Source organism: Bradyrhizobium sp. SZCCHNRI3052 (genome assembly GCF_032484895.1).
Classification (GTDB): Bacteria; Pseudomonadota; Alphaproteobacteria; order Rhizobiales; family Xanthobacteraceae; genus Bradyrhizobium.
In genome coordinates this window covers 59,193-82,582 of sequence record NZ_JAUETW010000019.1, presented here as the reverse complement: position 1 = coordinate 82,582, position 23,390 = coordinate 59,193, and the positions used below count along the sequence as shown (strand labels likewise).

General features: G+C 64.5%; 19 protein-coding genes and 1 tRNA gene. 15 read left to right on the top strand and 5 right to left on the bottom strand.

Annotated elements, in window-relative coordinates; all coding sequences use genetic code 11:
- Positions 1-10 precede the first annotated feature (10 nt).
- The 4 genes from QW887_RS32945 (at position 11) to QW887_RS32930 (ending at position 3,737) form a co-directional block, all read left to right on the top strand.
- On the top strand, positions 11-553 hold the full coding sequence (locus QW887_RS32945) for a YeeE/YedE thiosulfate transporter family protein (protein WP_316186283.1): 543 nt from the start codon (positions 11-13) through the stop codon (positions 551-553).
- A 10-nt stretch (positions 554-563) separates the two neighbouring features.
- Positions 564-1,121, top strand: a complete 558-nt coding sequence (locus QW887_RS32940) for a YeeE/YedE thiosulfate transporter family protein (RefSeq protein WP_316186280.1) — start codon at positions 564-566, stop codon at positions 1,119-1,121.
- 48 nt (positions 1,122-1,169) lie between these two features.
- Positions 1,170-1,511 (top strand): rhodanese-like domain-containing protein, encoded by a 342-nt coding sequence (locus QW887_RS32935; protein WP_315718300.1) that lies wholly within the window; start codon positions 1,170-1,172, stop codon positions 1,509-1,511.
- Positions 1,512-1,769: 258 nt separating this feature from the next.
- Positions 1,770-3,737: a methyl-accepting chemotaxis protein gene (locus QW887_RS32930; RefSeq protein ID WP_316186281.1), complete on the top strand. Its 1,968-nt coding sequence runs from the start codon at positions 1,770-1,772 to the stop codon at positions 3,735-3,737.
- A 100-nt stretch (positions 3,738-3,837) separates the two neighbouring features.
- Here the strand turns inward: QW887_RS32930 and QW887_RS32925 are convergent, their stop codons facing one another.
- Positions 3,838-4,677, bottom strand: a complete 840-nt coding sequence (locus QW887_RS32925) for an SDR family NAD(P)-dependent oxidoreductase (protein ID WP_315718299.1) — start codon at positions 4,675-4,677, stop codon at positions 3,838-3,840.
- Between the two features lie 151 nt (positions 4,678-4,828).
- On the opposite strand from QW887_RS32925, the gene QW887_RS32920 reads away from it, so the two are divergent.
- Positions 4,829-5,218 (top strand): response regulator, encoded by a 390-nt coding sequence (locus tag QW887_RS32920; RefSeq protein ID WP_315718298.1) that lies wholly within the window; start codon positions 4,829-4,831, stop codon positions 5,216-5,218.
- 105 nt (positions 5,219-5,323) lie between these two features.
- Here QW887_RS32920 and QW887_RS32915 read toward each other — a convergent pair whose 3' ends face one another.
- Positions 5,324-5,551, bottom strand: a complete 228-nt coding sequence (locus QW887_RS32915; protein WP_315718297.1) for a hypothetical protein — start codon at positions 5,549-5,551, stop codon at positions 5,324-5,326.
- Between the two features lie 227 nt (positions 5,552-5,778).
- Between QW887_RS32915 and QW887_RS32910 the strand changes: the two genes are divergently transcribed.
- Together QW887_RS32910 and QW887_RS32905 are read left to right on the top strand one after the other, a co-directional pair.
- The gene (locus QW887_RS32910; RefSeq protein ID WP_315718296.1) at positions 5,779-7,014 is read left to right on the top strand and encodes a GGDEF domain-containing protein; all 1,236 of its coding nucleotides are present in this window, start codon (positions 5,779-5,781) and stop codon (positions 7,012-7,014) included.
- A gap of 21 nt (positions 7,015-7,035) precedes the next feature.
- Entirely contained in the window at positions 7,036-7,665 is a 630-nt protein-coding gene (locus QW887_RS32905) for a peptidoglycan recognition family protein (protein ID WP_316196046.1), read from the top strand.
- Positions 7,666-7,740: 75 nt separating this feature from the next.
- Here the strand turns inward: QW887_RS32905 and rpoH are convergent, their stop codons facing one another.
- Both rpoH and QW887_RS32895 read right to left on the bottom strand, forming a co-directional pair.
- Positions 7,741-8,640: an RNA polymerase sigma factor RpoH gene (rpoH, locus tag QW887_RS32900; RefSeq protein WP_315754871.1), complete on the bottom strand. Its 900-nt coding sequence runs from the start codon at positions 8,638-8,640 to the stop codon at positions 7,741-7,743.
- Positions 8,641-8,859: 219 nt separating this feature from the next.
- Complete coding sequence (locus QW887_RS32895) at positions 8,860-9,840, bottom strand: RluA family pseudouridine synthase (protein ID WP_316196044.1); 981 nt, start codon at positions 9,838-9,840, stop codon at positions 8,860-8,862.
- A 31-nt stretch (positions 9,841-9,871) separates the two neighbouring features.
- On the opposite strand from QW887_RS32895, the gene QW887_RS32890 reads away from it, so the two are divergent.
- From QW887_RS32890 to QW887_RS32880, 3 genes are all read left to right on the top strand, one after another.
- Entirely contained in the window at positions 9,872-10,210 is a 339-nt protein-coding gene (locus QW887_RS32890; RefSeq protein ID WP_315718294.1) for a hypothetical protein, read from the top strand.
- A gap of 335 nt (positions 10,211-10,545) precedes the next feature.
- Entirely contained in the window at positions 10,546-11,067 is a 522-nt protein-coding gene (locus QW887_RS32885; RefSeq protein ID WP_316171751.1) for a DUF2846 domain-containing protein, read from the top strand.
- A 95-nt stretch (positions 11,068-11,162) separates the two neighbouring features.
- Positions 11,163-11,237: transfer RNA gene (locus QW887_RS32880), tRNA-Glu, on the top strand.
- Here the strand turns inward: QW887_RS32880 and QW887_RS34985 are convergent.
- Positions 11,197-11,901 carry a tyrosine-type recombinase/integrase gene (locus tag QW887_RS34985; protein WP_409997996.1) on the bottom strand — a complete coding sequence of 235 codons (705 nt, stop codon included), beginning with the start codon at positions 11,899-11,901 and terminating at the stop codon, positions 11,197-11,199. The two genes, QW887_RS32880 and QW887_RS34985, sit on opposite strands and share 41 nt — an antisense overlap.
- 464 nt (positions 11,902-12,365) lie before the next feature.
- On the opposite strand from QW887_RS34985, the gene QW887_RS32875 reads away from it, so the two are divergent.
- The 5 genes from QW887_RS32875 (at position 12,366) to QW887_RS32855 (ending at position 23,387) form a co-directional block, all read left to right on the top strand.
- Positions 12,366-12,959: a hypothetical protein gene (locus QW887_RS32875; protein WP_316196027.1), complete on the top strand. Its 594-nt coding sequence runs from the start codon at positions 12,366-12,368 to the stop codon at positions 12,957-12,959.
- Between the two features lie 96 nt (positions 12,960-13,055).
- Positions 13,056-14,327 carry a DNA cytosine methyltransferase gene (gene dcm, locus QW887_RS32870; protein WP_316196025.1) on the top strand — a complete coding sequence of 424 codons (1,272 nt, stop codon included), beginning with the start codon at positions 13,056-13,058 and terminating at the stop codon, positions 14,325-14,327.
- Between the two features lie 2 nt (positions 14,328-14,329).
- Positions 14,330-16,444 carry a hypothetical protein gene (locus QW887_RS32865; RefSeq protein ID WP_316196023.1) on the top strand — a complete coding sequence of 705 codons (2,115 nt, stop codon included), beginning with the start codon at positions 14,330-14,332 and terminating at the stop codon, positions 16,442-16,444.
- Positions 16,441-17,952, top strand: a complete 1,512-nt coding sequence (locus tag QW887_RS32860; RefSeq protein ID WP_316196021.1) for a hypothetical protein — start codon at positions 16,441-16,443, stop codon at positions 17,950-17,952. The genes QW887_RS32865 and QW887_RS32860 overlap by 4 nt, the downstream gene beginning before the upstream one ends.
- On the top strand, positions 17,949-23,387 hold the full coding sequence (locus tag QW887_RS32855) for an ATP-binding protein (RefSeq protein WP_316196019.1): 5,439 nt from the start codon (positions 17,949-17,951) through the stop codon (positions 23,385-23,387). The genes QW887_RS32860 and QW887_RS32855 overlap by 4 nt, the downstream gene beginning before the upstream one ends.
- Positions 23,388-23,390: the final 3 nt, after the last annotated feature.

The following is a 23,390-nucleotide window of genomic DNA, read 5'->3' as shown; positions in this document are numbered from 1 at the left end:
CGTGGCAATGATGAACGATGTGATGGTCAAGGATCTGGGCCAGTCCGGGCGCATCGACTGGTCGCCTTATCTGGTCGGCGCCGGCATCGGCATCCTCAGCTGGGTGGCCTTTGCCGGGTTCGGCGACCCGCTCGGTGTGACGACGGCGTTCTCGCGCATCGCGTCGCTGTTCGCCGTGCCGGTGATCGGATCCGACGCCGTCGCCGCCAACAGCTATTGGAAGTCGATGCCGTTGAAATGGGACTATGGCGTCTGGTTTCTGGTCGGCATTCCGCTCGGCGCATTCTTGTCGGCGGTTGTCTCCGGCACGTGGCGGCTCGAGCTGGTGCCGGAGGTCTGGAGGGAGCGCTTTGGTCCGTCGGTGTTCAAGCGCTTCGTCGCTGCGTTTCTCGGCGGCATCGTCATCATGTATGGCGCGCGTCTGGCCGGCGGCTGCACCAGCGGCCACGGCATTTCAGGCGGTCTGCAACTGGCGCTGTCGAGCTGGCTGTTCCTCGCCGTGATGTTCGCGACCGGCCTGGTGGTGTCGCGCGTCATGTTCCGCAAAGCATAGGAGAAGGGCCATGACGTCATTGATGAGCATCGCCGGCCCGCTGTTGATGGGCGCCGTGTTCGGCTATCTCCTGCAGCAGGGCAAGGTCACGAGCTGCAACGTGATCGAGAACCAGTTCCGGCTGCGCGACTTCACCGTGCTGAAGGTGATGGGCACGGCGATCGTGGTCGGCGGTATCGGCGTTCTGCTGCTGGTCGATACCGGCAACACCAAGTATTACGTCAAGGACGCCAACATGCTTGCGGTCGCGCTCGGCGCGGCGCTGTTCGGCGTCGGCATGGTGGTTTACGGCTACTGCCCGGGCACCGCGCTCGGCGCCATCGCCAGCGGCAGCGTGCATGCCGCAGTGGGCGCTTTCGGCATGATCGTCGGTGCGATCCTCTATGCGCTGAGCTTCGACTGGGTGAAGGCCCACGTCCTGAACGTTTGGGCGCTCGGCAAGGTGCGGCTGCCCGACATCACCGGCGTGCCGGATGGCGTCTGGTTCGCCGCGCTGGCGATCGGTGCAGGTGCGTTCTTCTTCTGGGTCGAAGCGTCCGGGGCCAAAGCGAAGCGGACACAGGGCTAGGCTGAGTCGCCCGAATGCCCCTATGTCAAACAGTGAGAGGTTCCTCCCATGCTATCAGGACTGTTCAGCAGGTTGACCGGGTCGACCAGCGTGCCGGCGATCGAGCATGATGAGCTGGTGCGGGCGCATCAGCAGCGGAGCTGCGTCATCGTCGACGTGCGCGAGCCGCATGAGTTCAAGGGCGGCCACATCCCTGGCGCCGTCAATCACCCGCTGTCGCGTTTCGACCCGGGCAGCCTCGTGCACGACAAGCCGGTGGTTCTGATCTGCCAGGCCGGCGGCCGCTCGGCCACCGCCCTGCGGCGGGCGCTGTCGGCCGGGCGGCAGGATATCCGCCACTATGCCGGCGGCATGAGCGGCTGGCGGGCGCGCGGCGGTCCTGTTGCCTGAACGCGCCCTGCCGGACAGGTCGGACGTTCTGCTCTGTCAGGACGTTCCGAGCGGATCCGTTCTGGTTGAGATGAAATGATCTGCAACCAGCATGGATTGCGGCAGGTTAAGAGCAAAGTGTGCGGCGGAAAGCTTCGATAGCCGTTCTCGCCTCGCAGCAGCTAATCTGCTGTTGGTCCAGTCCATTGGTTGACTCGTTCAGGAATAATTAGTTGCAACGCTGCAATACTCGAACACCGGTCGACGTTCGAGGATTGCATGTTGAAGTTTGTTGGCTTGAGAACCCGGATCACCCTTTCTCTGGTGATCGGTGCGGCAGCGACGGCCCTCTTCGTGCTGCTGGTCGCCATGTGGATCATCGGCGGTATCATCGACCGCGCCAATGAGCGCGAGCTCCACGCCCAATATGACGCCTTCAATTCGCGCCTGCAGCTGGAGTCGACCCGCGCGGAAGCGATGAGCGCGGTGGTCGCCAAGATCCCTGCTGTCCAGGACGCCATGGCGCAGAACGACCGCGACGCCTTGATGCGGCTGTTCGGCGCGGGCATGGCCAGCCTGAAATCCGATTACGGCGTCGACCAGTTTCAGTTTCACACGCCGCCGGCGATGTCCTTCCTGCGGGTGCACCAGCCCGCCAAGTTCGGCGACGATCTGTCGGGATTCCGCAAGACGGTGGTGGCCGCCAACACCGACCGCAAGCCGATCGTCGGGCTGGAGGGCGGCGTTGCCGGCCTCGGCCTGCGCGGCGTCGTACCGATCGTTTCCGCCGGCAAACATCTGGGTTCGGTCGAGTTCGGCCTGACCTTTGGCCAAAACTTCTTCGACGAGTTCAAGCGCAGCCGGAATGTCGAGGTTGCGTTCCGCCTGGCCGGTGACACCGGCTTCAAGCTGTTCGCGACGACGATCGGGGAGACCTCCTTCTTTGCAAGCGGCGACTATCGGGAGGCATCGGCCGGCAGCTTCCTGTCGCGCCAAGGACAGCTCAAGGGTGTTCCGGTCGTCGCGCTGCTGGGCCCGATCAAGGATTTCTCCGGCAAGCCGATCGGGGCCGTCGAGATCATCATGGACAACAGCGAGTTCATCCAGGCCCGCAATCGCGCCGGGGCGTTGGCGATCGGGATGACGCTGGCCGGCCTCGTGCTGATCGCGCTCGCCGGGCTGTTGATCGCGCGCAGCATCTCCCGCCCGATCGTCCAGATGACGAGCGCCATGCGCGAGCTCGCCGACGGCAACCTGGACGTTCGCGTCCCGGCCGACTGGCGCAAGGACGAGGTCGGACAGATGGCACGCGCCGTTTCGATCTTCAGGGACAACGCCGTCCGGATGAGGGATCTGCAGGCGGAGCAGGAGAAGGCCCAGGCTCGTGCCGAGGAGGACCGGCGCCGCATGCTGATGGAGGTGGCCGATGGCTTCGAGGCCAGCGTCCGCGGCGTCGTCGACGCCGTGTCGGCTGCGGCCATCGAAATGGAGGCGACCGCCCGTTCGATGTCGGTGACGATCGATCAGTCGAAGCAGCAGGCCCTGACGGTATCGCAGGCGTGCGGCTCCGCGTCGGACAATGTCAACACCGTTGCCTCGGCGGCCGAGGAGCTGTCATCCTCGATGAACGAGATCAGCAAGACGCTCGAGCGTGCGTCGTCCGTGGTTCGCAAGGCCGCGGACGAAGGGCAGCAATCCAACGACAAGGTGCAGCGGCTCAACATTGCGGCCAGCAAGATCGGCGAGGTCGTCGCACTCATCACCCAGATCGCCAGCCAGACCAATCTGCTGGCGCTGAATGCGACGATCGAGGCCGCGCGCGCCGGCGAGTCGGGCAGGGGATTCGCCGTCGTCGCCAGCGAGGTGAAGACGCTGGCGACCCAAACGGCCAAGGCGACCGAAGAGATTGGTGCTCAGATCGCCGCGGTTCAGGCCGAAACCGCCGCCGCGGTCCAGAGCATCGGCATGATCTGCACCACGATCCAGGAGGTCGACGAGATCTCGACCATCATCGCCTCATCGATCGCGCAACAGGACGCCGCGACCCGCGAGATCGCCGGCAATGTGAACGTCGTCGCCGGCAAGACCCAGGACGTCACGCGCAACATCGCGGGCGTCACGTCCGGGGTGGTGCAGACCGGCCACGCCGCCAACGAGGTGCTGTCGGCGGCCGGGGAGCTCGCGCAGCAGTCGACCCGGCTGCGTAGCGAGGTCAACCAGTTCCTAGCCCATATCAGGGCGGCCTGACCGGTCGTTGGGTGGCTGAAGTACAAGCTCGCCGACACGCCGATCACTCCGGCGTATCCGCCACGGGCGCGAGCCGGGGCGGGGGCTCCTGTCCCGTGGCTCATCCCTGCTTCGCGGCCGCCTTCTCGAGCCGCTTCGCCATCACGCGCCAATAGGTGGCCGGCATGAACCGCTGCAGGAGATCCATGAAGCGCGCATCGCCGCCAATCAGGATGCGGGGCTCATTGCGCTCGATGCCCTCGATGATCCGCAACGCGGCGTCGCGCGGGCTGGTCCTGGCAAGCCGCTCGAACCGCTCGATGGCCTGCACGCGGCGCGCATTGTCGGTCATGCCCTGGCCGGCGCGGGCATTGCGCGCAATCGCCGTGGCGATGCCGCCGGGATGCACGACGGACAGCCGCACGGGACTGCCGGCGGCTGTGAGTTCGTGACGCAGGCTCTCGGAAAATCCCCTTACTGCGAACTTTGCCGCGGCGTAGGCCGATTGGCCGGGCGGAGCGATGATGCCGAAGATCGAGGACAGGTTGACGACGTGCGCTTCGCGCTGGCGCGAAAGATGCGGCAGGAACGCGCGCGTGCCGTGCACGACGCCCCAGAAATTGATGTTGAACAGCCACTCCATCTCCGCCTGATCGATCTCGGCGAAGCTGCCGAACAGTGCCACGCCAGCATTGTTGACGACGATGTTGAGGCCGGGATGCGCGCGGGTCGCGTCTACTGCGAACTGGGTGACTGCAGCCACATCGCTGACGTCCAGCCGGTGCGTGGTCACCTTGCGGCCGCTTGCGGTGAGTTCGGCGGCGAGGCTTGCGAGGCCCGCCTCGTCGCGGTCGGCGAGCGCGAGATCGCAACCGCGGGCCGCCAGCTCCTGCGCCAGCGCACGGCCAATGCCGCTGGCTGCGCCTGTCACGGCGGCAGATGCGCCTCGAATGATCGTCATTGTCGCTTCACTCCCCTGATCGACCGGTTCTGCGTGCCTGTTCCAATTGCAGCTGGGTTTTCGGCCACTTTTTCTGATTGGAACCGAACCATCCGGCCGTTCAGCTTTTAACTCACATTACTTTGCGAGCACACATTCGTGGAGGACCTGCATGGGACAGTCGCAACCTTTTCGCGCCACCGCACTGATCGTGGAAGACGATCTGGCGCAGCGCGAGATGATCACGCTGCTGCTCGAAGAGAGCGAGTACGACGTGATCGCGTGTGAGAGCGCGGAGGCCGCCGAACTCGTCCTGAACAAGCCGGGTCATCGCATCGTGCTGCTGATGACCGACGTCAATCTGGCGGGCCGCATGAACGGGGTCGAGCTTGCCCATCTCGCCAAGGCGCGTCACCCCCACATCAATGTGGTCGTCACTTCTGGCCGGCCGTTGTCGCAGCCGCTGCCGGGCGGCACGAAGTTCTGGAGCAAGCCGTGGGCGCCGCTGGACGTGCTGCGCGAAGCCGAGGTGACGCTCGAGCGCACGCCCGATATCAGGTGAGGCGTGTTGCGTGGCAACCGCCGACCGGTGGAGACGTAGGATCGGCTAGCGGGTCGAGCTGACTGAGAGCCGGGTGGAAGCCGCGCTCCCACCCGGGAAGTGCAACTACTTCTTCTTGGCAGCCTTCTTGGTCTTCTTCGCAGCTTTCTTGGTGGCCTTTGCGGCCTTCTTCGCCTTCTTCGCCATGGAATCCTCGTCAGGAGTTGATGGATTGCAACGCGACTTTGAGGCTTCGCTGGCGCACGCCAGCCATGCATCAGCCTCGGGTGTCGATCCCAGCAGATTCGCGAAGCTCTGCCTCACGCTGTCACCAGCGCGGTTGCGCTTATCCACAGCTCGATGCATTCGCCGGCCAGTTGCGCCGCTGGCGCTCGGGGTGTGACAAGGTTAGCGGATCGTAAAAGGTGTCTTCATTGATTCAAAACCAAGGCGCAACCTTGGTTGGGCCCTTGAGGAACCGTTAACTGCGCCGCGCCCATGTTGCCTCGAGCAACAGGGTAGCTCATGAGCGCGGCGTTATTGAACATCGAGGACAGGACCTGCGGCGTCCTGCTGTCGGGATGCTGAACGTTCCGACGCTGTGGACCGCCTTCGTGGTCAATTTCCTCGCGTTGGGCCTGATCTGGGCCTACGTGATGCGCAGCTATCCCAATCTGGATTCGGCGCGGTACTGGACGGCATCTGCGTTCATGTGCGCGCCGGCGGCGGCGTTCGCGCTGACGCGGTTCTATTTCGGCTCGTTCGTTCCGCTGCTGGTCGGCGGCTCGCTGATGACCTTCGCGATCTGCCTCGCGGCGATGGGCGTCGAGCGCTTCTATGGCTCCAGGGCGTCGTGGCGACTGAGCTTGACCGTCGTCGCGATGACCTGCTCGTCGATCGCATTTTTCCAATACGGATACGACCACGGCCCGCTGAGGATCCTGTGCTACTCGATCGGGCAGGCGGTCCCCATGGCGATCATCGCGCGGCTGGTGCTGGATGCGAGGCGCGGGCCCGTCAATCCGGGAGCGCGGCTGGCCGGCCTGCTGTCCGTTCTGATCATCGCGGTGTTTGCCGCGCGCTCGATCGGGGCGTTCATCGGCGCCGATTTCAATTTCAGCCGCTCCACCAGCGGTCAGGCCGCCGCGGTGCTGCTGCTGATCTTCCTGTCGATGTCGCTCAATTTCGGCTTCCTGCTGATGGCGGTGGACCGGCTGCGCAACGAGGTCGCCGACCTCGCGCTGCTCGACGATCTCACCGGCGTCGCCAACCGCCGTCACCTGATGCAGCGCCTGAGCGAGGAATGCGCGCGCGCCGAGCGCTCGCGGCGGCCGTTCGCGCTATTGGTGATCGATCTCGACGGCTTCAAGATCATCAACGACACCCATGGCCATGCCGCCGGCGATGCCTGCCTGCAGCACTTCACGCTGATGGCCCAGACCCGGCTGCGCCCCGGCGACATGCTGGCGCGCACCGGCGGCGACGAATTCTGCATCGTGCTGCCGGCGTCCGCCTTGCGCGAAGGCGCGATGATCGCGCGGCGCATCCTGCAGGTCTGCCGCGACGATGCGGAGGCCTGTGCCGGCGCCGAGGTGCCGATCGAGGTCTCGATCGGCGTCGCCGAATGGACCGAGGATGTCGGCGCATTCCCCGACCGGCTGATGGCGCGAGCGGACCAGGCGCTCTATGCCGCCAAGAAGGAGGGCAAGAACCGCTATGCCGTCTTCGCCGCCGACCACGAGACGCCGACACTGGCGCCGGACCAGATCGAGCCGATGATGGCGCCGCCGCGTCGGCAGGATGCCGCCGCCGGGTAGCCGGTGCTATCGTTGCCGACCATGAGGCCGGTCCTGTTCTCCCTCCGCGCAGCGCTCGCGCTGCTTCTCGTCGCGCTGTCTCGGCCTGTTGCGGCTGAGGATCTCACGTCGCTCGCCCGTTCGTCCGGCACCCCGGACATCCCGGGACTGAAGATGGTCTGGCTGGCGCCGTGGGGCGATCCGGCCAAGGCCCATCCCTGGACCAACATCATCGTCCACCAGACCGAGGGTCCGGCCGGGTCGGCGCGAGCCGGGGCGCTGGCGCAAGCCAAGAACCCGAAACGGCGCGGCGTCACCGTGTGGGTGGAAACCGACGGCACGGTGTATTGGGCGGTGCCGGACACCCTGGTGACCTTGCATGGCGACGGCGCCAACCGCAACGACAGCCGCTATATCGACAACGGCCCCACCTATCGCAAGGTCGTGCGCGACAATTCCATTGGCGTGGAGTTCGCCGGCAACTATCCCGACGTCACCACGCCTCCTACGGACGCCCAGGTCGCCGCCTGGCGCGTGCTCTCGAAGCTGCTCCGGCTGCGCTATGGCATCGCCCGGGAGCGGATCTATGCGCACAACTGGATCGACTACAAGGACGCCCGCTATTGCGAGGGCTGTGCGCTTGCCGAGCTCGCCCGCGCCGCGCCCGACTAACTGCACCTAACAAGAAGCCGGCGTCTCCGCCGGCTCCGATCGCATCCAAAAACCACCTTCAAGCAAGCCGCGCGTCTAGTGCGCGGCCTCCAGGGCCGCCGCTTCCTGCCTGGCGATGGCGCCCTTGACGGCGGACTGCACCTTCTCGAACGCGCGCACCTCGATCTGGCGCACGCGCTCGCGCGACACGCCGAACTCGGCCGCCAGGTCCTCGAGCGTCATCGGCTCGTCGGCCAGGCGCCGCGCCTCGAAGATGCGGCGCTCGCGCGCGTTGAGCACGCCGATCGCGCCGTTCAGCGCCTGCCGCCGGTGGTCGTATTCCTCGTGCTCGGCCATGATGGCTTCCTGGTTGGGCGTATTGTCGACCAGCCAGTCCTGCCATTCGCCCGCTTCGCCGTCGTCGCGGATCGGCGCGTTCAGCGAGGCGTCGCCGCCGAGGCGGCGGTTCATGTCGACCACGTCCTGATCGGTCACGCCGAGGCGCTTCGCGATCAGCTTGACCTGATCCGGATGCAGATCGCCTTCATCCAGCGCGTTGATGCGGCTCTTGGCCTTGCGCAGGTTGAAGAACAGCTTCTTCTGGTTCGCGGTCGTGCCCATCTTCACGAGCGACCACGATCGCAGGATGTACTCTTGTATCGACGCCTTGATCCACCACATGGCGTAGGTGGCGAGGCGAAAGCCCTTCTCGGGCTCGAACCTCTTCACAGCCTGCATCAGGCCGACATTGCCTTCCGAAACGACTTCGGATATCGGCAGGCCGTAGCCGCGATAGCCCATGGCGATCTTGGCCACGAGCCTGAGGTGGCTGGTCACGAGTTTATGCGCTGCGTCGCTGTCGTCATGCTCGCGCCAACGCTTGGCGAGCATGTACTCCTCCTGCGGTTCCAGCATCGGGAACTTGCGGATCTCGGCGAGGTAGCGTGAAAGTCCCGATTCTCCGTTGAGAACCGGCAGTGTAGCTGTACGGGCCATCGAGCGCCCTCCAGTTGGTTCAGGCCCCCGATAGCGGCGGGCCAGGCAAAGCGGTCGCTTGGTTAAAGCCGGCCGGTTTGCGACGTTCCATGCGTCGACCATTCGACGCAGGCGCAACATACACCATTTTCGCCCCCCGGTGGAAGGATTCCGGGGGTCACGTCCCCGTGTGGCTGCCATAACCTGTTGGCATGCTTGCGGTTTTCTGAAGGCGCTGCGTCATAGCGCCGCTCGCAGGGCGTCTCTCAAAAGCATGAGATCCTCCGGCAGCTCCGATTCCCAGTGCATTATTTCTCCCGTCCGCGGGTGCTCGATGACCAGCAGATAGGCGTGCAGCGCCTGCCGCCCGAGCGCCTCGAGCGCTGCCCGCGCGGGCGGGGCGAGCTGGTTCGCCTTGGTCTTGAAATGCGGGCCATAGACGGCATCGCCGAGCAGCGGATGGCCGAGATGGGCCAGATGCACCCGGATCTGGTGGGTGCGCCCGGTCTCGAGATGGCAGGCGATCAGCGACGCCACCGGCTTGCCGTCGCGGCCGGTAAAACTCTCCTGCACCTCGTAATGGGTGATGGCCTCGCGGCCTTTTGCGCGCACCGCCATCTTGTCGCGGGCATGCGGATGGCGGTCGATGGCCGCATTGATGGTGCCGTGCGGCCGGTGCGGCACGCCCCAGGCAAAGGCGAGATAGCCGCGCTCCATCGCGCCGGTGCGGCCGTGGTCGGCGAACTGCGCGCTCAGCGAGGCGTGCGCCTGATCGTTCTTCGCCACCACCATCAGCCCGGTGGTGTCCTTGTCCAGCCGGTGCACGATGCCCGGGCGCTTGACCCCGCCGATCCCGGAAAGACTGGCGCCGCAATGCGCGATCAGCGCATTCACCAGCGTTCCCGTCTCGTGCCCGGCCGCGGGATGCACGACGAGGCCGGCCGGCTTGTCGATGACGACGATGTCGTCGTCCTCGTAGATGATTTTCAGCGGGATCGCCTCGGCCGCGGGCTCGGCGGCGACAGCCTCCGGCACGTCGATTGTGATCGTGTCGCCGGCGGCGACGTGATAAGCGGGGTCCCGCACCGCCTCGGCACGGAGCGACACCTGTCCGGCCAGGATCAGCGCCTTCAGCCGCGACCGCGACAGCTCCGGCAGCCTGGCCGCGAGCACGCGATCGAGCCGCGGCGAGCCTTCGTCGCCGGCGACCGTGACCGTCATCAGACCGTGGGATTGTGAAGTCGAGATGTCCATGAATTCTACCGTTGCGCCCGAGCCGTCCTCGCCCGAGCAGGCCCAGCTGATGGCGCGGCTGCGGCGCATGATGATGATCGCGGGCGTGACCACCTCGATCGCGATCGCAGTGCTTCTGGTCGCCATCGGCTACCGCCTTTTCCGCGGCGATGGAAGCACAGCTTCGGGCCCCGACCTCACCGCCATGCTCCCGAAGGGCGCCCGCATCGTCGCCACCGGCACCGCCGGCGACCGCCTGGCGGTGACGCTCGATGTGGGCGGCACCACCGAGATCCGCACCTTCGACGCCAAGACCCTGAAACCCACCGGCCGCCTCCGCTTCGCGGTGGAGCCGTGAGGGCAGGGCGGTTTCGCCCGGCCATTTCGGCCCATCTCTCTCGACACGGGCAGTCAGCGCCTCCCCCGCCTGCGGGGGAGGTCGCATCGCATCGAAGATGCGATGCGGGTGGGGGAATTCTCTCCATTGGCACCGTCGCCCGCGGCCGCCCCCACCCCAACCCTCCCCCGCAAGCGGGAGAGGGGGCGCACCGTCGGTGCGGCTGACAGCTCGGCTTCGTCCCGGGAACCATCGCCAAACCCGCGAAAGCCGGCCCATCTGCCACTCCCGGTATCGTTGTCCGCCGGTTCCATGTCTGCTCTAAAGACCCCCGGGGAACTCTGGAGTGGGGTGGAATGACCGGACATCTTTCGCGCGCGCTGAGCCTGCTGGCGGCGGCGCTGCTGCTGACCGCCTGCGCCGCCACGACGGCGCTGGAATCGCAGACCAAGCAGCGCGACGGGCGGATGGCGCGGATCTATTTCCTGCGCGAGAAGGGCCTCGTCGGCGCCATGGGCACCACGGCGGGCACCGCCGACGTCAAGGTCGCCGGCAAGACCGTCGGCGCGCTGCGCAACGGCTATTATCTGTTCGTCGATCGTCCGGCCGGCACCTACGAGCTGTCGGTCAATTCCGGCATTTCGCTGCCCTATGAGACCGAGATCCAGGTCGAGGCCGGGCAGGTCTACTATCTGTGCCTCGGCGCGACGCCCTATGGCCCGCCCGGCCAGGTGCTGCTGAACCAGGCCTATGCCGGCGGCAGCGGCACTTTGATGCCCCCTAGGTCGGGTCTGTCCGGCGCGATGTCGGGCACCGTGCTGTATCGCATGGACCCCGGCCCGGGCGCCGCGCTGATGGCCCAGCTCCAGGCGCCGTGAGGCCGGCGGCGAAAACCCGTCCGCAACATCGCATGCGAAATTTGCCTCTTCCGTCTTGCGGCGCGGCGCGTTCAAGGCTATGCGGTTCACCTCACGCTCCCTTCGTCTAGCGGTTAGGACGCGGCCCTCTCAAGGCTGAAACAGGGGTTCGATTCCCCTAGGGAGCGCCACATTCCAAGCTAAGCTATTGATCTTTATAGCTTCGTCGGTGGGGTTTGCCACTTCGCCAATTTGCGGTTTGCCACTTTGGTTTTCGGACTGCCGCTGGATCGCCTGTCTCGCCAGCCGTTCTTGGTCCGCCGCGCGTGTGTAACGCTCGACTTCTGCCAGCGTCTTATGCCCGGTAATCGCAGCGATCTCGCTTGCAGAACATCCGGCCTCGGCCAATCGCCGCGCGGCCGCTTTTCGGAGCCCATGGGCTTTGCAGCGCTGGGGGAGCCCTGCCTCCCGGATCGCGGCCGAAATCATCTGGCCGAAGCCCTTCACTGAGAACCGCTCGCCGTAGGCTGTGGCCAGGATTGTCGGGTGACCACGGTTCGCGGTCGAAAGCACACGCTCCAACGCTTCATGGATCGGAACAGTGAGTTTGGTTGTGGTCTTCTGCTGCGCAACGCGAATTGCGCCATCCGCAATGTCCGCCCACGTCATCCGATAGACGTCCGACCCGCGTTGACCAGTGTACAGGAGCAGCGCAAACGTTAGGCGCTCCCGTGTGCCTTCCGGCCAGTGACGCTCGAAGACTGCTATCTCGCTTTCATTCCAGGTGTGAATTTCCTTCGACTTGTATCCCCGCACGCCGGCAGTCGGATCTCGATCTGCCCAGCCCAGCGCCATGGCGTAGCGGATCAGGGTTCGGATTCGCTTCAGCAAAATTATGCCGGCTCCCGGCCTGTCGGCCATCTTGCCGATGACGATGTCGACATGTTCTCTCGTCATTTGATCGACACGTCGGTGGCCGTGTTCTTCCAGGAAGCCGTCAATCACTCGCCGATAGTTGGTGCGGCTGGAAGTGGACAGCGATCGATACTGGGGAGAGCCATAATAGAGGATCGCAAGTGCGGCGAAGGTCTTGGGAGCTGCCGCCCGTCGTAGCTCAGCAGGCTTTGGCCTGTTGGCCAACAGCGCCCCGTATGCGTCCATGAACTCACGACAGCCTGGCAAGCCGGGAAGGGGCGTACGCCTTCCATCGCGGCGGAAGTAGTAACGCATGCGGCCGGTACGATCACGAAACGCGTGAACATATTTCAACCGAATTATACCACGTCCGCCCATGTGTCGGATCCTTCGCTCTCTCCTTCATGAGGAAGAGCCTTGAACGCCGCGCGCAGCTCATCAACGTCCCAGACAGAGCGCCGGTCAATTCGTCGAGGGCGCGGCATCCGAGCTTCTTTGACCAGCGCGCGGAACTTACTCGCGGAGACGCCGATCGCCGCGGCCGCCTCGATTTCGCCAAGGCCAAATACAACTGGCAAAAGTGGCAAGATGTCGATTCGCGGGGGCGCACGTTTCATCGTTTTGATCGAGGTGCTCAAGAGTTGGCGGAATGGTCTTCTGCCAATCTGGCAAACCAGCATTCTGAGGTGAAGCTGTCGACTGCTTTGATCGCAAGATCGAGGAGTATCGAGTGGAATTTGGCCGAGCGTCACCGAGTCCGGTGGATCGTTTGGCAAGCGCTGCTGACGGGACTGCCGGCAATGCGCGCTCTTGCGATGTTGATCAATGGATCGACAAATGCGGGCGATCATCCCAAGATCAATTCGTCAAACACGGTCCAGGGAGGCGACTTGTTGGCCTGGATACAACAGGATATCCAGATCGCAACGGTGACAGTCGACACCTTCTCCCTCAGTCGGCTGGGTCCGACGATCGCCTCGAAGGCGGGCGCTCGCTAGTGCGAGAATGGAAGCACAATCTGCTTGGCGGCAAACCTCTAAGTCATCACAATATCTCCCAGCTCCGATTCGGCCTGGGGCAAGAAAGGGGCGGGTGTGGAGGCCAGAGATCATAAACCAGTTTTCATCGATGCTTTCGCAGGTTGTGGCGGCCTTAGCCTTGGCCTCCTACGCGCAGGATGGAGGGGCCTCTTTGCGATAGAGAAGGACGCGTTCGCGTTCGATACCCTGAGCTCCAACCTCACGGGCGACAAAGCGCGCCACGCCTTTGACTGGCCCGAGTGGCTTGAAAAGCAACCATGGACAATCGAGGCGCTCATGGAACAGCACGCCCTGCACTTGTCAGCGCTGCGCGGCCGGGTCGACCTGCTGGCCGGAGGGCCTCCCTGCCAGGGATTCTCGAGCGCCGGGCGGCGGCGTACAGCGGATCCCCGTAACCAGCTGGTCGAGCGATACCTCGAGTTCGTAGAGTTGGTGCGCCCGAGGTTGGTGCTCGTGGAGAACGTCCGCGGCATTACTTATGATTTCGTCGCAGGCGACAACGTTGCGAGCAGGCGGAATTTCGCGGGCGAACTCGTGGAGAGGCTCAGTGAGGCGTACCACGTCTACGCAGATACGATCAGATGCTCGGCCTTTGGCGTTCCCCAGGAGCGACCCAGGTTCTTCCTCGTGGGAATGCTGAAGTCCGAGTTCAAGAAGCTTCCCGACGGAGAAGATCCTTTCGCCAGGCTGCGGGCCGCAAAGGCTCGCTTTCTCGAGAAGCGGGGGCTGACGTCGAAGGTTACCTCGCGGCAGGCGATATCGGATTTGGAGAAAGGTATGGCCGGAGTCGGCCCAAGCCCCGACACCAAGGGCTATCAGGCAATCCTGACGGCGCGGCCTCGATCGAATTTCCAGCGCTTGATGCGCGACGGCCACAAGGGTCAGGTCAGCGACACAAGGCTTGCGAACCACCGCCCCGATATCATAAAGCGCTTCAAGAAGATCATTGCTGAGTGCGTTGCTGCCGGCCGCTTGAACGTGCAGCTCAATCAGACGATGAGAGAGCGCCATGGCATCAAGAAGATGGCGACGAGGGTGCTTGATCCCTCGGCTCCGTCCCCGACGATCACCAGCATGCCGGACGACTTGCTGCACTATAGCGAGCCCCGGACCTTGACGGTGCGGGAGAACGCCAGACTCCAGACTTTCCCCGACTGGTTCGAGTTCAAGGGGAAGTACACCACGGGCGGCCATCTTCGAGCTCGCGAGGTGCCAAGGTTTACCCAGGTAGCAAACGCCGTTCCGCCGCTCATTGCCGAGATGTGGGGCGAGGTCCTCATCACGTACGAGAAGGCGCGTGCCGTTGCGCGCAAGCTGGCGGCATAGGCATGTCCAGCGGCAGCACCAGCGTGCCCAACATCGCCTCGGAGGAATTCCCGCGGGGGCTCGTCGGATGGTCTGGAAACCGGGGCGGGGGTGTCCGCCGGCTCTTCGACCGGGCAAGCGGCCGCCCTGGAGCTGGGGTCTTTGAGACCAACCTCCTTCACCGCCTCCGGGACTGGGCCCGTCGGCTGGCCACTGGTGACGAAGATGCGCCGAGGGTCGTACTTCTTGTCGGCGGACCCGGCAACGGCAAGACGGAGGCCGTCGAGGCGACGATAGGCGAGCTGGATCTGGCGCTCGGCTCCGCCGGCGCTTTAGGTCGTGCGCTGGCGGCCCGCTTCCATCCACCGGAGGGCATGCCTGTAGGGCGCCTCGTCGAGGTGGATGCTGGAGCTCTGGCTGTCCCTGCGCGCGAACTGCGGCTGCAGGTGGTCCAGGACGCGTCGGTTGGTGGGTCCGCGGCCTGCCCTGCCGCCCGGCTACTGGTCGAGGAGCTGGAGAGGGCGACCTCTAGCCAATCCTCGACGGCCTACCTGTGTTGCGTAAACCGCGGCGTGCTCGACGACGCGATGATCTACGCCATCGACAACCACGTTGTCGGTGCACGGCGCGTGCTCGAGGCGGTTGCACGTGCCGTCAGTCAGACCGCCGGGGCGCCGTCGTGCTGGCCGCTGGATGGCTTCCAGGGAGTGGCTGCATGGCCGATGGATGCGGAGTCGCTGGCGGAGCGAACGAGCTGGGGAGACCGGCCGCCGGCCGAGGCGATCCTGAGCCGCGCTGTCGACCCAGCACTATGGCCACAGGCGTGCGCGGCTGGCCCAATGTGCCCCTTTTGCGGTTCACGCAAAATGCTGTCCAACAAGAGAGAGGCTGGATCACTGCTGAAGATGCTTCGCTGGTTCGAGCTCGCCACCGGGAAGCGCTGGGCGTTTCGCGACCTCTTCTCGTTGTTCTCGCACATTTTGGCGGGATCTGGGTTGCCCAAGGATGGCGCGCTTGACCCGTGCCAGTGGGCGGCGGCGCAAGTCGAGGCCGACAGCGCCGCTGTCGGTCGGCCAAGGAAGAACACATCGACCGCGCTATATTGGCTGGTGTCCGCGCAATACCAGCACACACTGTTCCACTCGTGGGACAAAACTCTCGTGGCGTCCTTGCTTAAGGACGTGCGTGAGCTGGGTTTGCACGAGACCAATAACACCGCCATGGGCCTATATTACTTCCTGCAGTCGCGTTCGGCAGGCTATCAGCCGGCGATGATCGGCTCGCTGCTGGACGACCTCGACAGGCTGCTCGACCCTGCCATGGCCTCGCCGGACCAGCAGGTTCTGGCGTGGGGAGGCGCTGTCACCCTTGGCGACCTTGATGCGCGGTTCAGCAGATCGGTGAGGGAGGGCCTCGACTTTGCGGTCCGCATCCGTTCGATCAGCGTCGCAGAGCGCACACTCCTTGAGCGCCTCGCGGAGCTCGATGAGCTGCTGGCCACCCCACGCCTGCGCAGCCGCCGGCCAACCGCCGCGACACGGATCCAGAGGGCGACCCGCGACTTCGCTTGCCGGATGGTGCGCCGGAGCATAGGGGCGCGCCAGGCAGCCGTCCCGGATGGGGCACTCCTGGATCGTTTCCATCGGCTAGTTGTCGATACTGGCGGCCAGGGTCATGAGCTGCACGAGGTCGCGATACAGGTCGAGAACCTCTTGAACAATGGCGCCAACTTCGATGTCTCGCTGACCACCACGTTCGGCCAGCCAATGCCGCCGACTAGGGGCCGGGCGATCCTTGAAGTTCCGAGGCGCAGGGTCTATGCGCGCGACGCGTGCGTAGCTGGCCGGCCGGCGCCGTCCATTTGCTTCCTCGATGTCGAGGCAGGTGGGAGTTCCCAGCCTATCGCAGTGACCTACGACCTCTTTAAGGCAATATCCGACTTGGAGCGTGGCCTTTCGCCAGCATCGCTGCCCCACAGCGTCCAGGCCCTTCTCGACATGACGCGGGCGAAGATGGCGGGGTCGATCGTCCGTGACCGGCATGTCCAGGAGCGCCCGACAATCCACATTGGCGATACCCTGACAATCGAGCGGCACCGCGGCAAGTTTATCGCGACCAAGAGGGGCCAGCGCTCATGAGCCTCGCTGAGTTTCTGTCGTCGCCGTGGAGCAAGTCGCATACTGCCTACCAGGCGTCTGCGCTGTCCATCGCGCCGGCGCCGGAGTACGCGAACGCCGAGGTGCTACTTGCCGGCCTCTATCGGACCATCGGCCTGCCCGGAGTGATGGAACGCGATGTGCCCGGCAATGGCAGGCAGCTAGACAAGGTGATCACGAAGGCCCGCGATGGGGGAAGGCCGCCGCCTGACGCGGCGCTCGATGGCGAATCCGCGCAAGCGCTCATCAATGGGGTGCTTCAGAGTCCCAAGCTCCAGAATCAGTCGGCCAAACGCTTCATCCAGGTGACGCCCCTTGTCGGTGAGACCGCTTGGTTCTCCGGCTCAGCGCGCCTCGCCGGAAATCCCTGGCGCGCTGGCGCATTGCTCCGCCGCATGGTTTGGCTCGGGTCGGAGACGGCGGAGCGAGCGAGCGCGACTTGGGAAGCCCTCTTCGAGGCACTCTCGGTCACTGATGGCGACGACGTCTTTGCGAGGTTCCTAAGCCGCGAGCTTGCCGCTTGGACTGGCCATCGCTTTAGTAGTAGTGCCGAGATGCCGGCAGGGGGCGAAGTCCTGCTTCTGCCTCCCGGGGAACTCGACGGCAAGCCCTTCCCGGCGCGGACATTTGCGGGCGACCTGAAGGCAGTTGTCGCGGCCAAGCCCCTCATGACTCGCCGGCAGTGGACGAGCATGCTGGAAGCGCTGGTGAGGATCGCTGCTTTCGCCCACGTCGCCTGGCTGTGCGAGGTTCAACGGCGAGCGTGGGACATCCTCCGCCGCGCACTCTCGGGCGAGACGGACCCAGCCCCGCTGCGCGACCAGCTTTATCCATCCTCCCTCGCGTTCCTTACCTTCGGCATGGGAGCACAGGCCGAGCTGAAGGACCGAACTTCCGCGTACCTGCGCGCGCGCCTCGGCGTCAACACCGTGCTTTGGTCCTTGGCTGATGCAGGGATCCCTTTTGAAGGCACGTTGGGGTCGTCATCCGAGCTCGAGCAACTCCGAGACCTTGTAGTCAAGAATGCCGGCAAGCTCGGCGCCGTTCTCGACCATGTGGATGACCTCCTGGAATCGGAGGCCCGCACTCTCCTTTGCTCGAAGGGCATCGGGTCCAACCTCAAGGAATTTGCGCTGCACGTCCTTTACCAGCGCATTCCCGGGGACACGCTGCTTAGGGGGTATGACAAGGGCTTCGTGCTTCACCGGAAAGGTGCAGGCAGGACGGGGCGGTGGATCTGCGCGCCCGGCCCCCTCGCCCTCCTGACTCTCGTCCATTGTTCCCTGGCAGGGGTGGCGGGGCCAAGGTCGGTGCAGCGTCTGGCCCAGCACATGGCGGCCTACGGCATCTCGGTGAATCATCGTGACATTGCGCGAAACGTATTGGGCCATCAACTGCGAATGCTCGGACTCGTCCTCGACAGCCCAGACGCCGAAACGGGAATGCTGCTGGTTGCTCCCTTTGACGCCGCCGATGAGGCCTCGACATGATGGAGCTTGCAGCTTGGCTTGCAAATGAGGTTCGGCGGAGGGTCGCCGGGACGACGCGGGGCTCCACCGAGGTGCGCCTAATCTTCCACGGCCCGCCGCTTGAAGTGCTAGCTGCGGTCTACGACGACCTTGCGAAGGACGGAGAGAGCATCCCGGTACCAATTGTCCTACAGGTGCCGTCGCTCGCGCCTGGACAGGCGAACCCGCCGATCGGGGCGTCCGGCAGGTGCGAGGAGGGCCACCTCCTTGACCTCCGCAATTCGCCCAGTAACCCAAGCTTTCTCGCCCTCGTGCCTCCTGGGGTGCGTGCGATCATGTCGGTGACATCGACTACCGACGAGTTTGGGTTGGCGGCGACAAGCGACGGCAGCGACGTGTCCTTTGGCAACTGGTGGGCGGAGCCCCTTGTGCAGGACGCTGTCGGCGCCGCCCTCGACGCACTCCAGCTCAATGACCAGCAGCGGGCCGAGGCCTCGGCGCTTATCGAGCGCGCTGCCGCGGCCGCAGATGCTGTCGACGCAGAGCAGGGAATGCGGGCCAACGTCTGGCGACTGCTCGCTAGAATATTCTCAGTATCCGCAACCAGCCTTGGGGTGGCAGAGGGACTAAGCTTGGCCTGCGGCGTTCCTCCAATGGATGCCGGGACACTGTCCGCGGCTGAGCAGCAGGCCAGCCTCGACGGAGTCGTGGCTGCCTTGTCTGATGGGTTTCGGTCAGGGCTAGAGGGGCCCATGCAGCTCGCAACCCTCGACCAGCGCGTATGGCTGGAGGCTTTCCTGGGCCATATTCGCAACGTGTGCGATGTCCCCACCGCCCTGGAGCGTGGAGGAGAGCCATTCTACCAGCCGAACAACGACTGGCTACTGGGGGCACCCCCGCAATGGTGGACCGGCCTGACCGTGGAAGTCTGGGCTTCGCTGCTCTCGGACGAGCCCGAGATCGCGGGCGACATCCAGATCGAGGTCAAGAACGCTATCTTGCCGCCCGCTCGGGGCGTCCCCTTGGTTGTCGAGAGTACAATCGAGCTCGCGATTCGGACGGCGGTCGGGCGGGATGGTCCCGTCACGGTTCGCATTGAGCGGTCGCCCGGGAAGACTAGCGACGGCTTTCCATTGGAGCTGGAGTTCGTCAGCGAGGCCGAGCACGTGGACGCCACACCTCCACGCCACAGGTCGCCCATCCAGTACAAGGGGGTTGCCGACGGCCATCGCCCGGCATCGACAAAGGTCATTTCCCTCGCCAGCTGGGCGCCCGGCATTGTTGTCGCGTGCCGACTCGCCCGAAAAGTTGTTCCGCCAAAGGCGCCCAGTAGACGGGCTCGCGACGTGGCGCTGGAGACCAGCATCGCGCTGCCGGGGCCAGGCCGCTACGAGCTCCTCCTTTTGTTAGCAGATGGCGTTGAGCTCGCGCCCCAGGCAATTGGAACTGGAGGCGAAGGCACTGCATCGGCTGAAGCTGTTGCTCTCTCAGTGCGAGAGCTGCAGGCTGGGCGGCATCAGCTCGAAGTCGATGTGGATGGCGCTTTCCAAGTCGACCTGCAGCTCTCCAGGACAGATGGCGGCAAGGCCAAGCCGGAGACCTGCCGAGTCTACCTGTCTGTCGACGACGTTGCCGAGGATGGCTGTGGCAGCGAGTTTGAGCGGTTGATCAAGCTAAACCGGCGTCTAGTCGAGACGACCGGCGCCAAGCCGGTAGTCCAGGTGAGCCGGTCGCGGGCGAGCACCCTGCAGGGTTGGATGCTTCAGTCAGTTGCGTTGTCGTACCTGCCACTAGTGCTCGCGGACGACTATGGCGACCACTGGTCGGAGCCTGCCTGGGCTGAAGAGTGCGGGCGAATTTTGTCCGGTGCCCGATACCTTCGCGACCCCCGCCCACCCGCGAGCGCCTTCAGCCCTCCGGCGGCATTCCTAAGGTCGCGCGCCGCCCTCGCCGAAATGATCCGCGGCGAAGAGCACTCGAACCTGACCGAAGCCGCCCCTCTGGGCGAATGGCTGAAGTCCCGCGACGGATTTGGGCCGGCCATCGAAACCTACGTAGACTCCTATGCATCGTGGCTGAAGGCGAGCCCGGAAACGGCGCGGTGGGCCGACGTCACTTGCATCGCCTCGCTGGAGCCTGGCGGCCGGACAATCTCCCGAGTACCCGACGCCATCCTGTTGTCGCCACTTCATCCCCTGCGCCTAGCTTGGCATGCTGTTGCCCAGGGGCTGCTCGTCTCTACCGCAGCCAGCAATCGGCCTTGTCCGGCGGCGGGGGTGCTTGATCCGGGCGTTGTTCCGGACATCTTGCACCTGCCCCTGACCTCCCCGGAAGGGCTTGACGAAGTGCCGTTTCTCGCCGTGGAGGCGAATTCTGACTACTGGTCGGTGCTCTGGAATGGGAACAAGCTTTCTAACCTGCCGGCGCGCGCTGGGAAGGAACCGTTCGGCGCAGCCCTCGGTCTCTCGATTGGGGGCATTTCGGCCGGCTTCAGCTCCAGTCAGGTAGTGCGAGCGCTCGACGACGTAGCCAATGTCCTCTGCGCAAAACCCCGTCTGACGGTTCACGTGGCGAGCGCTGGCGGCGCGACCGAAGCGTGCAACGAGGGCTTAATCGCTTGGTCCTCGCAGCGCTTTGGCGAGCCGGAAAGGTTTGACCGGAGGCACTGGCTCGGCGCACGCCGCCTCGACGTGTTCGACGGCAGGCGCGCGGGCGAGATGCCTGAGGACTCTGCCATCGCGAACCTCTCCGAGGACACTGGCAATCGCGTGCGGTGGCTAGTCGGCGCCCAGCCAGACTGCACGCTGGACCTGGGCATCATTGCGCAGCTCGAATCTTCGGAGCCCGAGGCATCGCCGACCACGTTGCGATCGGCACTGGGCCTCGGCGGCTTGATAAGGCACCGGGTACGAAAGCAACTTCCATCTGCTTTCCTTTCCGAATCTCGTCAGTCTCTCGCCGCTCCTGAATGCGGCGAGGTGCTGGCCGATAAGGTCGCAGCGCTCCTATCAGCGCTTGAAAACACCGGGCCGACACTACTCGGGCTCCGCTTCGCGCCAGACGTCCATGCCATCGGGGAAATGCTGGAGCAGAAAAAAGCCGACTACGTGGCCGTCTCGTCTTCAGCCGTCGACCCGGCCTGCTTCCTCGGGGATTGGCTGCCGAATTCCTACCTTTGGGACTACGACTTGCCGTCCTATTCCCACCGCGCGGGCGATACCAACGGCTACTACCTCCTCTCGCGCATCAAATCGGAGGACCGGGACGGACTAAAGAAGGTACTATCGAGGCTTCCAGGTGGATCTGCTCTCAACGATGATCAGGTCGCCGCAATTCTGCTTGAGGTCGCGCGCCGGGGCATTCCTACGATTCGTGGCCTCGCTGGCGACGACACGGGAGCAGCTGGGGACCTTGGACTATTCGTGGCTGCGCGGCTGCTGCAAGATCGCTTCAGGGGCGAGGCTAGCGCCGAGAGCTTGCTGCCCGTCGTTGGCGGTACGATCGTCGACCCGAGGATCGCGCTAGTTGTCCCAGTGGATCCCTTCCGGCGGTTCGTGGATGATCTCGCCCGAGCGCTGCACAAGGAGCGACCCGACGCCACTCTAGCGCGCCCAGACCTAATGGTGATTTGCGCTACCTTCAAAGCAGGAAGTGCAAGGATTCACCTGACGCCGGTCGAGGTTAAGTGCAGGCTCGGAGCAGTATTCCCGCAAGGTGAAGTTGAGGATGCACTTGGGCAGGCGAAATCTCTATCGGGGTTGCTCTCGACGCTTGCGGCCGATGACGGCGAGCTGTCAATCTGGCGGCTTGCCTACCAGCAGCTGCTGTTGTCGATCGCTGGCTTCGGAATGCGCGTTTACAGTCAGCATCACGATCTTTCCGGCGGGGCGGGAGTCTGGTCGGCCTTCCATGAGCAGATAGCTTCGGCAATCCTGACGGACCCGCACGCCGTGAGCATCGACCTTCGAGGCAGGCTCGTCATTGTCGACGACTCGCCCGTCAGCAATGCGTTCGACAAGGACAAGGACGGCTTCGATGAAGTCATTGTCGTTAGCGGCAAGGACGCGGGCCGGGTGGTCGCCGGCGATGCCCAGCTCTTCTATGACGGTGTGAAGGCTAAGGTTGGGGATTGGGGACTGATGCCTCCGGACCGCGAGCCCGCTACGGCCATGCCTGTTGGCTCCAAAGGCTCGGCGGGAAACGCGAACGACGGGGTCCTTGGCGGTGGAGAGGCCGACGAACCATTCCTGCGGCCAAGCTCCGGAGGTGGAGATGTGCAGGTTATTCCAGCGAACGAGTCGACGATCGAGCCGCAGCCTGCCTATGAGACCGACGCCGGCGTTGCCATCGAGGTCGGTCGAACGATTGATGGGTTCCAGCCCCGCGAGGTAACGCTGGCTCTGTCGGACACGCGGCTCAACCAGCTCAACATGGGAGTTGTCGGCGATCTGGGGACCGGAAAGACGCAGTTGCTCAAGTCGCTGATTCATCAGATCGGCTCGGCCGCGCCGGCTAACAGGGGAATCCGCCCCCGGGTCCTGATCTTCGACTACAAGCGAGACTACAGCAGCGATGACTTTGTCGAGGCAACGGGAGCAAGGGTCGTGCGGCCTCGACGCCTTCCGCTCAACCTGTTCGACACGCGCGATATCGGCGATTCTGGTGTGCCCTGGCTCGACCGGTTCAGGTTCTTCGCCGATGTGCTCGACAAGATCTACTCGAACATCGGCCCCGTGCAGCGGGACAAGCTCAAGAAGGCCGTACGGCAGGCCTACGCCAGCGGGCAAAGCCCGACGATCTACGACGTCCATGCCGCCTATGGAGAGCTGCTGGACGGGAAGTCGGATTCGCCGATGTCCATCATCGACGATCTCGTTGACATGGAAATCTTCGAGTCCGATCCGGCCAAGTGCCTGACGTTTGGCGAGTTCTTGAACGGCACAGTCGTTATTTCCCTGGACGCGCTCGGGCAGGACGACCGGAGCAAGAACATGCTCGTCGCCATCATGCTCAACATGTTCTACGAGAACATGCTGCGGACGCCCAAGCGGCCGTTCATTGGCACTGAGCCGCAGCTTCGTGCCATCGACTCGTTCCTGCTGGTGGACGAGGCCGACAACATCATGCGCTACGAGTTCGATGTCCTTCGCAAGCTGCTCCTCCAGGGCCGCGAGTTCGGCTGCGGCGTGATTTTGGCCTCCCAATACCTCAGGCACTTCAAGGCGGGGGCGACGGACTATCGCGAGCCGTTGTTGACTTGGTTCGTGCACAAGGTGCCGAGCGTGACCGCGGCAGAGCTGGCAGCGCTTGGCCTCGGCCCCTTGGCTGCCGAACTTGCGGACCGCATCAAGACGCTCCGCAATCATCAGTGCCTCTACAAGTCATTCGACGTCCAAGGCGAGATCGTGCGCGGCCTGCCATTTTTCGAGCTGCGCGCGCGCGAGGCCGGCGACTAGCCT

What these genes read in the sequence shown, in the direction of transcription:
- QW887_RS32945 (WP_316186283.1), top strand. Translation starts at nt 11, where the DNA reads ATGAACGATGTGATGGTCAAGGATCTGGGCCAGTCCGGGCGCATCGAC.
- QW887_RS32940 (WP_316186280.1), top strand. Translation starts at nt 564, where the DNA reads ATGACGTCATTGATGAGCATCGCCGGCCCGCTGTTGATGGGCGCCGTG.
- QW887_RS32935 (WP_315718300.1), top strand. Translation starts at nt 1,170, where the DNA reads ATGCTATCAGGACTGTTCAGCAGGTTGACCGGGTCGACCAGCGTGCCG.
- QW887_RS32930 (WP_316186281.1), top strand. Translation starts at nt 1,770, where the DNA reads ATGTTGAAGTTTGTTGGCTTGAGAACCCGGATCACCCTTTCTCTGGTG.
- QW887_RS32925 (WP_315718299.1), bottom strand. Translation starts at nt 4,677, where the DNA reads ATGACGATCATTCGAGGCGCATCTGCCGCCGTGACAGGCGCAGCCAGC.
- QW887_RS32920 (WP_315718298.1), top strand. Translation starts at nt 4,829, where the DNA reads ATGGGACAGTCGCAACCTTTTCGCGCCACCGCACTGATCGTGGAAGAC.
- QW887_RS32910 (WP_315718296.1), top strand. Translation starts at nt 5,779, where the DNA reads ATGCTGAACGTTCCGACGCTGTGGACCGCCTTCGTGGTCAATTTCCTC.
- QW887_RS32905 (WP_316196046.1), top strand. Translation starts at nt 7,036, where the DNA reads ATGAGGCCGGTCCTGTTCTCCCTCCGCGCAGCGCTCGCGCTGCTTCTC.
- rpoH (WP_315754871.1), bottom strand. Translation starts at nt 8,640, where the DNA reads ATGGCCCGTACAGCTACACTGCCGGTTCTCAACGGAGAATCGGGACTT.
- QW887_RS32895 (WP_316196044.1), bottom strand. Translation starts at nt 9,840, where the DNA reads ATGACGGTCACGGTCGCCGGCGACGAAGGCTCGCCGCGGCTCGATCGC.
- QW887_RS32890 (WP_315718294.1), top strand. Translation starts at nt 9,872, where the DNA reads ATGAATTCTACCGTTGCGCCCGAGCCGTCCTCGCCCGAGCAGGCCCAG.
- QW887_RS32885 (WP_316171751.1), top strand. Translation starts at nt 10,546, where the DNA reads ATGACCGGACATCTTTCGCGCGCGCTGAGCCTGCTGGCGGCGGCGCTG.
- QW887_RS34985 (WP_409997996.1), bottom strand. Translation starts at nt 11,901, where the DNA reads ATGGCGCTGGGCTGGGCAGATCGAGATCCGACTGCCGGCGTGCGGGGA.
- QW887_RS32875 (WP_316196027.1), top strand. Translation starts at nt 12,366, where the DNA reads ATGAGGAAGAGCCTTGAACGCCGCGCGCAGCTCATCAACGTCCCAGAC.
- QW887_RS32865 (WP_316196023.1), top strand. Translation starts at nt 14,330, where the DNA reads ATGTCCAGCGGCAGCACCAGCGTGCCCAACATCGCCTCGGAGGAATTC.
- QW887_RS32860 (WP_316196021.1), top strand. Translation starts at nt 16,441, where the DNA reads ATGAGCCTCGCTGAGTTTCTGTCGTCGCCGTGGAGCAAGTCGCATACT.
- QW887_RS32855 (WP_316196019.1), top strand. Translation starts at nt 17,949, where the DNA reads ATGATGGAGCTTGCAGCTTGGCTTGCAAATGAGGTTCGGCGGAGGGTC.